Genomic DNA, 9,034 nt, shown 5'->3' with positions numbered 1-9,034 from the left:
GGCCTGATCGCCGTGCTCGGCGGCCTGTCGATCGGGCTGGCGGCCGGACGCGACGACGACCGCCGGCCCTGACGCGATCAGGCGGCCGGCTCGGCGGTGCCGTCGGCGGGGACCTCGACGCCGCTCAGGGCCAGCCGCAGCAACAGGGGGGCCAGGAACGTGGTGCCGATCACCATCAGCAGGATGGCCGCCTCCAGGGGGGCTGAGAGGATGCCGGCCTGGCTGCCCAGGCCCAGGAAGATCAGGCCCACCTCGCCGCGGGGCATCATCCCCAGGCCCACCACCAGACGGTTGGTCTTCTGCACGCTGAGGTAGCTCCAACCGGCGGCCACCTTGCCGGCCACCGCAACGGCCAGGAGGAACAGGGCCACGATCAATCCTTCGCGATTGGCGGGGTTGAAGGGATTCATCACCGACAGATCGAGGGCGCTGCCGATCAGGACGAAGAACACCGTGGCGAACAGGGCCACCAGGGGCTTCACCGACTGCTGGATCGCCCTGGTGTGCTTCGAGGCGCTGAGGATCAGGCCCGCCGCGAAGGCGCCCAGGGCCGCCTCCAGGCCGATCGCCTCGGCGGCGAAACAACACAGGCCCAGCACCACGAAGCCGGCCACCACCACTTCCCCCGGGGCCCTGAGGCGGTCGACGACCCAGTCGAAGGCCGGTGCGGCGGTGCGGCTCAGGAGCAGGGCGATCGCCACGAACACCGTTGCCGCCAGCACCAGCTGCAGGATCGGACCGGCGGAGAGCGACCCGTCAGCGGCCAGGGCCACCACCACCGCCAGGATCACGATGCCGAAGATGTCATCGAGCACGGCGGCGCCGATGACGGTCTGGCCCTCCCGGGTCTTGAGGAACTTCAGCTCCCCGAACACGCTGGCGGTGATGCCGATGCTGGTGGCGGTCATCGAGGCGCCGGCGAACACCGCGGGGAACAGTGGCACATGGAAGAGGTAGTACAGGCCGGCCGTGCCCAGGGAAAAGGGCAGCAGCACACCGGTGACCGCCACGGTTGTGGCCTGCTGGCCCACCGCCATCAGCTCGTCGAGTTCACTCTCCAGACCGGTGAGGAACAGCAAGGCATAGAGACCGAGCTTGGCGGTGGCCTCCAGGGAGGGAAAGCTCTCGGTGTAGATCCCGGCCACCGTGTCGGAGCTGACCCCGGCGCAGTTGCCGATCAGCGCGAGCATCCCCTGGTTGAGCTCGGCATGGACGGCTGGCGGAAGGATCAGGTGCAGGCCGGTGACGCCGATCAGAACGCCCGCCACCAGTTCCCCCAGGATCGTGGGCAGCTTGAGGCGGGCCATCAACTCCGCCAGGGCACGGGCCGCCAGGAAGATGACCAGATAACGGCCCACTTCCAGCAGCGTTTCCACCGTCTCGATCTGGGTGCTGCCGACTTTTAGCAGCAGGCTGGGCGCGACCATGAATCGAAACAATGGCCAACGGACGCTAAGGGCGTCGGCGTTGGTCACGTGTTCCGTTGCTGATCTCCCAACAGGCCGGGCGAGGGGAATGGCAACCACCGCTACGGTCTTGGGACGCACGGCAAGACCTGTGCCCGAGGGACCACCGCGCGCCGACCGCCATGACCGACCAGCAACCCCGCAACCTGAGCCTGCCCACGCCCGGGTGCTTCGCGGACCCCGACCGCAGCGGACTGACGGCGACGGACGTGTTCGAGGGCATGACCGAGCACCTCTTCTACACGCTGGGCAAGCTCGCTCCCACCGCCAGCCGCCACGACCTTTACATGGCGCTCAGCTACGCCGTGCGTGATCGGCTCATGACCCGCTACCTGGCCGGCATCGAGGCCATCAGCGCCAGCCCCAAGCGGATCGTCGCCTACCTGTCGGCCGAGTTCCTGATCGGCCCCCAGCTCGGCAACAACCTGCTGATGCTCGGCATCCAGAAGGAGGCCGCCGAGGCCCTGCGCCAGTTCGGCATCAACGACATCGAGGAGATCCTCGACGTGGAAGAGGAACCGGGCCTGGGCAATGGCGGCCTCGGTCGTCTGGCCGCCTGCTTCCTTGAATCCCTCGCCACCCTCGAGATCCCCGCCACCGGCTACGGCATCCGCTACGAGTTCGGCATCTTCGACCAGCTCATCCGCGACGGCTGGCAGGTGGAGATCACCGACAAATGGCTCAAGGCCGGCTGGCCCTGGGAGATCCCCCACCCCGACCAGGCCTGTTTCGTCGGCTTCGGCGGCCACACCGAGAGCTACCGCGACCAGAACGGCGCCTACCGGGTGCGCTGGATTCCCGCCGAGCACGCCATCGGCGTTCCCCACGACGTGCCGGTGCTGGGCTACCGGGTCAACACCTGCGACCGGCTGCGCCTCTGGCGCGCCGATGCCACCGAATCCTTCGACTTCTACGCCTTCAACAGCGGCGACTACTACGGCGCGGTGGAGGAGAAGGTGGGCTCCGAAACCCTCTGCAAGGTGCTCTATCCCAACGACGGCACCGCCAAGGGCCGCCAGCTGCGCCTCAAGCAGCAGCACTTCTTCGTCAGCTGCTCGCTGCAGGACATGATCCGCAGCCTTGATGCCCGCGGCATTCCCGTCCAGGAGTTCCCCGACCACTGGGCCATCCAGCTCAACGACACCCACCCCTCCATCGCCGTCGCCGAGCTCATGCGGCTGCTCCTCGACGACAAGCACCTCGAGTGGGACGCCGCCTGGGCCATCACCACCGCCTGCCTCTCCTACACCAACCACACCCTCCTGCCCGAGGCCCTCGAAAAGTGGGGCCTCGATCTGTTCGGCTCCCTGCTGCCCCGCCACCTCGAGCTGATCTTCGAGATCAACCGACGCTTCCTCCAGCAGGTGCGCCTCAAGTACCCCGGCAACGACGCCGTGCTGCGCCGCCTCTCGATCATCGATGAATCGGGCGACAAGGCCGTCCGCATGGCCCACCTCGCCACCGTCGGCTCCCACCACGTCAATGGCGTCGCCGCCCTCCACAGCGCCCTGGTCAAGCAGGACCTCTTCCCCGAATTCGCCGCCCTCTGGCCCGAGAAGTTCACCAACGTCACCAACGGCGTCACCCCCAGGCGCTGGGTCGCCCTGGCCAATCCCCAGCTCTCGGCCCTGCTCGACGCCTCGATCGGCGACGGCTGGGTGCGCAACCTCGACGAGCTGCGCCAGCTGGAGCGCTACGCCGACGACAGCGGCTTCCTGGAGCACTGGGGGGCCACGAAGCTGTCGGTGAAGCGCCATCTCACCCACTACATCCATCGCCACACGGGCGTCCTGGTGGATCCCGCCTCGGTGTTCGACGTGCAGGTGAAGCGGATCCACGAGTACAAGCGCCAGCACCTCAATGCCCTCCAGGTGATCGCCCAGTACCTGCGCATCAAGAACGGCCTCGCGGGCGGCATGGCCCCCCGCACCGTGATCTTCGGCGGCAAGGCGGCCCCCGGCTATGCCATGGCCAAGCTGATCATCCGCTTCATCAACGGCATCGCCGATGTGGTGAACGCCGATCCCGACATGGACGGCCGCCTGAGGGTCATCTTCCTGGCCGATTACAACGTCAAGCTCAGTGAGCGCGTCTACCCCGCCGCCGACCTCTCCGAGCAGATCTCCACCGCCGGCCTCGAGGCCTCCGGCACCGGCAACATGAAATTCATGATGAACGGCGCCCTCACCATCGGCACCCTCGATGGCGCCAACGTCGAGATCCGTGAGCAGGTCGGCGACGACAACTTCTTCCTCTTTGGCCGCACCACCGAAGGCATCGCCGAACTCAAGACGCAGGGCTACCGGCCCTGGGAGCTGATCGGCTCCACCCCGGAGCTGCCGGAGGTGCTGCACCTGATCGAGAGCGGCCACTTCAGCAACGGCGACAAGGAGCTGTTCCGTCCCCTGCTGGAGAATCTCACCGGCCGCGACCCCTTCTTCGTCCTGGCCGACTTCGCGGCCTACATGAAGGCCCAGCAGGACGTGAGCGAGGCCTGGAGCGACCGCCCACGCTGGAACCGGATGTCACTGCTGAACACGGCCCGCAGCGGGCTTTTCTCCTCGGATCGCTCGATCCGGGAGTATTGCGAGCGGATCTGGCAGGCGGAGGAGTTCCCCGTGACCATCACCTGCGAGATCGACGAGGCCCCGGCCAAGGGCCGCCGGCTGCCGGCCGCCCAGTGATGGGGGCCGGGGCGGGTCAGCCGCCCCGGTGATCGGGCAGGTCGGGGGTCTGGTGCAGCAGCCGGTTGAGGCGCAGGCGATCGGCGTTGAGGGGGTCGGGGGCCAGTTCACCGGCGACCTCGCGGAAGGTCTGCTCGACGGGCTCGGGCACCCTCACGTCGAAGATGCGCTCCATCAGGGCTTCGATGGAGAAGAGGTGGGCGTTGATGTTCTCCAGATCGGCCATGGCCTGCTGGATCGCCTCGATTTCCGGGGGTGCGTCGGCGCTGGCGTCGGCTGAGGCAGCTTCAGGGGCCGCGGGGGTGGGGGGCGTGTCACCGTCGCCGTGCTGCTTCTGGAGCTCCTCCAGGACCCGGCCAGCGAGGGTGCGGAACGACTGCAGCGCCGCCCAGTTGAGCTCCTGCTGCTGACGCAGGCTGGGATTTTCTCGGATCAGCCGGTCGTGTTCCCGATAGAACCGCTGGCAATCAGGACATTGGCAGGGCTCTTCTGGCACCGCGTCCCTTCTTTCATTCAATGGTCATCATGGCACCGACCGGGAACAGCGGGGCAAAGTGCAGCGCCGGCGCCGAACCGCTCAGGCGGCCATCGGGTCCTGATCGGAGGGCTCCCCAGCCTCATGGAGCAGGGGCAGGGGAATCTCGATCGAACTGACCACCTGGATCACGTCGCGCAGACGCATGGAATCGGCAAACCAGCCCATGGCCTGCTCCACGTCGCCGCGGCGCTCGGCGTCCCCGGCCTGTTCCTCATGGGCATCGGCCAGCAGGGCCAGCCAGCAGAGGCAGCGGGCCTGCACCACCGAGAGATCCAGCTCATCGGGATGGGCGTGGGCGATGTTCTCGCTCTCCTGTTGCACCAGCAACCGCAGGCGCAGGTCGTGAAGCTGGGTCATCCGCTGCTGACGACTGGAGCCACGCTAGCGGGAGCGTCCGCTTTGGGAAGCCCACCAGCGGTAGCGCTCGTTACGGCCCAGGCCAGGGATCAGTTGCCGGCGTAGGCGATGCCGGCCTCCACCTCGGCGATCGCCTGGTTCACCAGGTTGATCGCCCGGTCGCGGTGCCCACCTTTGTTGGGGGCGGCCATCTGCAGGGACGAGCGGGCGCTGAACAGGGCATTCAGGGCGTTCTGCATGTTGGGCTGCTGGGCCACGGCCACGCCCGAGGCGACGGCCGCACCGGCGAGGAAGGCGACGGGGATGGCCAGCCAGGGGGAGAGCAGGGGACGGGGAGCCACGGCCTTAAGAAAATCTCAAGGAAATCTAGGCCGGCCGGGGGAACGGGGCTGGCGGGACTTGAACCCACGACCTACGGTTTAGGAAACCGTCGCTCTATCCGGCTGAGCTACAGCCCCCGGCGATCAATTATGAGGGCTGCCGGGATCCGGGATGGCCAGCCCCGTGAGAACCCAGTGGCCGCCTGGCCTCGGTCGCCAGGGGCAGAGGCGGGATTTGCGGGTTCGTGGACATGGACCCGGGAATTCTGTGAAACGGGTGAGAGGTGGTAGTATTTCAACGGTATGACTCCTTCCCTCCTACCCACCATGCTTTCGCTCAGATCGCCTATAGGCCTTGGGGCTGCGCTCAGCGCAAGCCTGGCCGCCTCTTTCCTTTCCGCCACCCCGGCCCAAGCCCAGGTGGTCAACGCCCCCTCCGGCGGGTTCCCCGGCGGCGTTGAAGGCACCGCCGTCGTCCAGCAGTGCGGCAACAGCACCGTGGCCGGCACCACGATCTTCAGCGGATCGTTCGCCTGTCAGATCGGCGACAAGATCTACAGCAACTTCTTCCTGACCAACGACACCAACGTTGCTCTTGGCGATGCTGCCTTCCTCTTCCAGAACGTCGGCGCCAACCACACCCTGGCCGCTTTCGGTGCCTTCCTGCCCGGCACCTATACGTTCGGCTACACCATGACGGTGTTTGACGCCGTCAACACCGGCCAAAGCCTGGCGAGCATCCGTACCGATGCCCTCAACTCGGCCGTGGGCGACAACGTTCCCGCCTGGACCAAGACCCTGACCGCCCTCACCAACGGTCCGACCATCACCACCGAGACCTCCAGGGCTGGTCTGAACCAGTTCGATGACGGTCCGATCGCTTTCCCGATCGCCGCCCAGCCCGTCGTGGCTGATTTCATTTCCGAGCTGTTTGTTGACGACCTGCCCAACAACTTCACCCCCGGCTTCAGTGACACCGTCACACAGAAGTTCGCGGATGAGTCCGTCCCCGGTCCTCTGCCCATCCTGGGTGCTGCCGCCGCCTTCGGCTTCTCCCGCAAGCTGCGCAGCCGCATCAAGCAGACCGCCTGATCCCAGCGTCGTCCTGTATCCCCTGCCCCCACTCCGGTGGGGGCTTTTTTTGTGTGCGGGTCGAGCCCCGCACCGGCATGAACGCCCATCCTGACAAACGACGGGACACCGGTAGATTTGGCCCTGCCTTCTGAGGAAAGCCGAGTGATGGATGCGACCGGACCCAGTTCTTCAGGCAGCAGTGAGGTCCGCATCGGCAAGGAGGCCGCCCAGGCGTTTTCCGCCATCGGCGTGGTCTCCCTAGGCCTGGGCCTCGTCACCCTGGTGTTCAGTTCCCTGCCGGTGCGTCTGCTCGACCCCGCCTGGCAGTTGCAGCTCTCCGGCGCCTTGACGGGAGCGGGCTTTTCCCTGCTGATCGGCACCCTGCTGATCTGCACGGCAGGAGCCTTGCCCGCCTCTCCCCAGCCCATCCACGCAAACGTGAAGTTGCTGCGCAACATCTGCACCTGGGTGGCGATTCTCTATCTGGTGATGATCCCGGTTCAGCTGTATGCGGGCATGCGGGTGCTGCAGCAGAAATCCGGCGAGGAGGGCCGCACCCAGGCGGCCTGGAAGAAGTTCAAGCGGCAGCTGGAGGCCACCAGCAACGAGCAGGAGCTCCGCGCCCTGCTCGGCAAGCTGAACCAACCCATCAACCTGCCCCCCAAGCTGAATCAGCCGTTTCTCTCCTTCAAGCAGACCATCGTGGCCCAGGCGGATTCCCGCTTCAACGCCCTCGTCTATCAGACCGACCAGGCCCGCTCCCAGCGGCTGCAGAACTTCATCAGCGAGGCGGCCAACAACACCCTCAAGTCCCTGCTGTTCGCGGGGGGCTTCGCCGCCTTCGGCCAGGGGAAGGAAGGCGGGCCGACCCTGCTCGACAAGGCGCTGGGTCTGTTCGGCAACAAGTCCCGCCGCCGCGGCCGCGTGGGATGAAGCCCCGGGGCCCCCTGCCTACAGTGGGCCAGGAAAGCAGGCGAGGTGATCGCGATCGGTGCGGTGCGGCCTTCGGGCCATCGCCGCGGCCGGTTGAGGAAAGTCCGGGCTCCCCAATGGCCAGGCCTGCTGGGTAACGCCCAGTGCGGGTGACCGTGAGGACAGTGCCACAGAAACACACCGCCGATGGCCCGGGCCTGTCCCGGGCACAGGCAAGGGTGCAAAGGTGCGGTAAGAGCGCACCAGCGGCATCGAGAGGTGCCGGCTCGGTAAACCCCGGCTGGGAGCAAGGCCCAGGGACAGCGGTTGGCCATCTTCCCCGTCCCGATTCCCATGCGCCGCTCGAGGCCGCCGGTGACGGCGGTCCCAGACAGATGATCACCCCCCCTGCCGTCGCGCAGGGGAGAACAGAACCCGGCTTACGTCCTGCTTTCCCCCTTTGCCCCGCGATGACGCCCCAGCGCCGCCAGCAACTCCTGGCTTTCCTGGAGAGCCTCGGCTTCGGCGCCGCCTCCGGCCTGCTGCCTTCGGATCCGGCCGCCGCGGACGCCGCCCTCGACACCCTGGATGAGGCCCTCACCCACAGCTCCACCGGCCTCCCCCGCCACCACGACCGCCTGGAGTTCCTCGGCGACGCAGTGCTGCGGCTGGCGGCCGCCGAGTTCCTGCACCGGGAGCATTCCTCCCTGGGCGTGGGCGACACCTCCGCCCTGCGGGCCCAGCTGGTGTCCGACCGCTGGCTGAGCGAGCTGGCCCGCCGCATCGACCTGGAGCCGGTGCTGCTCCTGGGGCCGATGGCCGCCGGCGACCGCGCCGGCCGCTCCACCGTGCTGGCCGAATGCTGCGAGGCGCTGGTGGGCGCCTTCTACACGGTGGGGGGCGGTCCCCAGGGGGGTCTGGCGGTGGTGCAGCGCTGGCTGGCCCCCCACTGGCAGGGGAGCGCCGCTGAACTGCTGGCCGACCCCGCGCGCCACAACTGGAAGTCGGTGCTGCAGGAATGGAGCCAGGGCCAGGGGAAGGGACTGCCCGCCTACCGCTGCCACGAGCGCAGCCGGGTGCATGGGGACCCCGAACGCTTCGAATGCCTGGTGGAGGTGGCTGATCTCAGCGGTGAGGGCCGGGGGCGCTCCCGTCGGGAGGCGGAGCAGCAGGCGGCCCGGGCGGCCCTGGCGGCGCTGGCGCTCAGGCCTGCTCCAGGGTGCTGAGCGGCACGGTGACCAGCTTGTCCCAGTTGCCACCCTCGAACAGCACGGCGGCCATCGCCCCGCTGATGCGCTGCACGAAGCCCTGGTAGCCGTTGTAGATGGAGCGGGGATCGCGCACCACCACGGTGGAACCGGGCAGGATCGGGCTGCTGGCCATGGCGGATGCCCTGCGAGGGGACCATCAAGTGGGGCCATTATCGATGCCGAAGCGCCCCGATGGAGCCCCCGGCGGGTGCCCGCGGGCACCGCACAGCCCCGTGACGCGATGATGCGCCGCGACGGGAGCGATCAGGCCGTGGCCGACAGCAGCAACGAGGGGCCAGCGGCCGACACGGGTGAGCTCATGGCCGTGGGGCGGGTCGTGGCGGCCCAGGGCATGGGCGGCGACGTCCGTCTGCTGCCCCTGGGCGACTTCCCCGAGCGGTTCACCCGGCCCGGCCCCCGCTGGCTGCAGGCC

At 67.9% G+C, this 9,034-nt stretch carries 9 protein-coding genes, 1 tRNA gene, 1 other RNA gene and 1 pseudogene; 6 read left to right on the top strand and 6 right to left on the bottom strand.

The window, feature by feature from the left end; genetic code table 11:
* Positions 1–77: 77 nt before the first annotated feature.
* Entirely contained in the window at positions 78–1,427 is a 1,350-nt protein-coding gene (locus VB737_RS12500) for a cation:proton antiporter (protein ID WP_500313386.1), read from the bottom strand.
* A 161-nt stretch (positions 1,428–1,588) separates the two neighbouring features.
* On the opposite strand from VB737_RS12500, the gene VB737_RS12495 reads away from it, so the two are divergent.
* Positions 1,589–4,150, top strand: coding sequence for a glycogen/starch/alpha-glucan phosphorylase (locus VB737_RS12495; RefSeq protein ID WP_500313384.1), 2,562 nt, complete (start codon positions 1,589–1,591; stop codon positions 4,148–4,150).
* A gap of 16 nt (positions 4,151–4,166) precedes the next feature.
* Here the strand turns inward: VB737_RS12495 and VB737_RS12490 are convergent, their stop codons facing one another.
* From VB737_RS12490 to VB737_RS12475, 4 genes are all read right to left on the bottom strand, one after another.
* On the bottom strand, positions 4,167–4,646 hold the full coding sequence (locus VB737_RS12490; protein WP_500313383.1) for a DUF8661 family protein: 480 nt from the start codon (positions 4,644–4,646) through the stop codon (positions 4,167–4,169).
* Between the two features lie 81 nt (positions 4,647–4,727).
* Positions 4,728–5,045 carry a DUF8670 family protein gene (locus VB737_RS12485; RefSeq protein ID WP_500313381.1) on the bottom strand — a complete coding sequence of 106 codons (318 nt, stop codon included), beginning with the start codon at positions 5,043–5,045 and terminating at the stop codon, positions 4,728–4,730.
* Positions 5,046–5,134: 89 nt separating this feature from the next.
* Positions 5,135–5,386, bottom strand: a complete 252-nt coding sequence (locus VB737_RS12480) for a hypothetical protein (protein ID WP_190612536.1) — start codon at positions 5,384–5,386, stop codon at positions 5,135–5,137.
* A gap of 43 nt (positions 5,387–5,429) precedes the next feature.
* Positions 5,430–5,503 (bottom strand) — tRNA-Arg (locus VB737_RS12475).
* Positions 5,504–5,785: 282 nt separating this feature from the next.
* On the opposite strand from VB737_RS12475, the gene VB737_RS12470 reads away from it, so the two are divergent.
* From VB737_RS12470 to rnc, 4 genes are all read left to right on the top strand, one after another.
* A complete protein-coding gene (locus tag VB737_RS12470; protein ID WP_500313380.1) occupies positions 5,786–6,457 on the top strand; it encodes a hypothetical protein in 672 nt (223 codons plus the stop codon).
* Between the two features lie 147 nt (positions 6,458–6,604).
* Positions 6,605–7,372, top strand: coding sequence for a hypothetical protein (locus VB737_RS12465; protein WP_500313378.1), 768 nt, complete (start codon positions 6,605–6,607; stop codon positions 7,370–7,372).
* 33 nt (positions 7,373–7,405) lie between these two features.
* Positions 7,406–7,809: RNase P RNA component class A (gene rnpB, locus VB737_RS12460), an RNA gene on the top strand.
* Positions 7,810–7,821: 12 nt separating this feature from the next.
* Positions 7,822–8,577, top strand: a complete 756-nt coding sequence (rnc, locus tag VB737_RS12455; RefSeq protein WP_500313376.1) for a ribonuclease III — start codon at positions 7,822–7,824, stop codon at positions 8,575–8,577.
* Here the strand turns inward: rnc and VB737_RS12450 are convergent.
* Entirely contained in the window at positions 8,555–8,734 is a 180-nt protein-coding gene (locus VB737_RS12450; RefSeq protein WP_015109734.1) for an NAD(P)H dehydrogenase subunit NdhS, read from the bottom strand. The two genes, rnc and VB737_RS12450, sit on opposite strands and share 23 nt — an antisense overlap.
* A 108-nt stretch (positions 8,735–8,842) precedes the next feature.
* On the opposite strand from VB737_RS12450, the pseudogene VB737_RS12445 reads away from it, so the two are divergent.
* Positions 8,843–9,034: pseudogene (locus tag VB737_RS12445) on the top strand (ribosome maturation factor RimM); the annotation flags it as partial.

The sequence above is a fragment of the Synechococcus sp. BA-120 BA3 genome, assembly GCF_034931285.1.
GTDB lineage: Bacteria > Cyanobacteriota > Cyanobacteriia > PCC-6307 > Cyanobiaceae > Cyanobium.
Note: the sequence above shows the minus strand (reverse complement) of the source record. Positions and strands in the feature narration are given on the sequence as shown.

Coding starts and splice junctions, on each gene's coding strand:
- rnc (WP_500313376.1), top strand. CDS start 7,822: ATGACGCCCCAGCGCCGCCAGCAACTCCTGGCTTTCCTGGAGAGCCTC.
- VB737_RS12495 (WP_500313384.1), top strand. CDS start 1,589: ATGACCGACCAGCAACCCCGCAACCTGAGCCTGCCCACGCCCGGGTGC.
- VB737_RS12485 (WP_500313381.1), bottom strand. CDS start 5,045: ATGACCCAGCTTCACGACCTGCGCCTGCGGTTGCTGGTGCAACAGGAG.
- VB737_RS12450 (WP_015109734.1), bottom strand. CDS start 8,734: ATGGCCAGCAGCCCGATCCTGCCCGGTTCCACCGTGGTGGTGCGCGAT.
- VB737_RS12500 (WP_500313386.1), bottom strand. CDS start 1,427: ATGGTCGCGCCCAGCCTGCTGCTAAAAGTCGGCAGCACCCAGATCGAG.
- VB737_RS12465 (WP_500313378.1), top strand. CDS start 6,605: ATGGATGCGACCGGACCCAGTTCTTCAGGCAGCAGTGAGGTCCGCATC.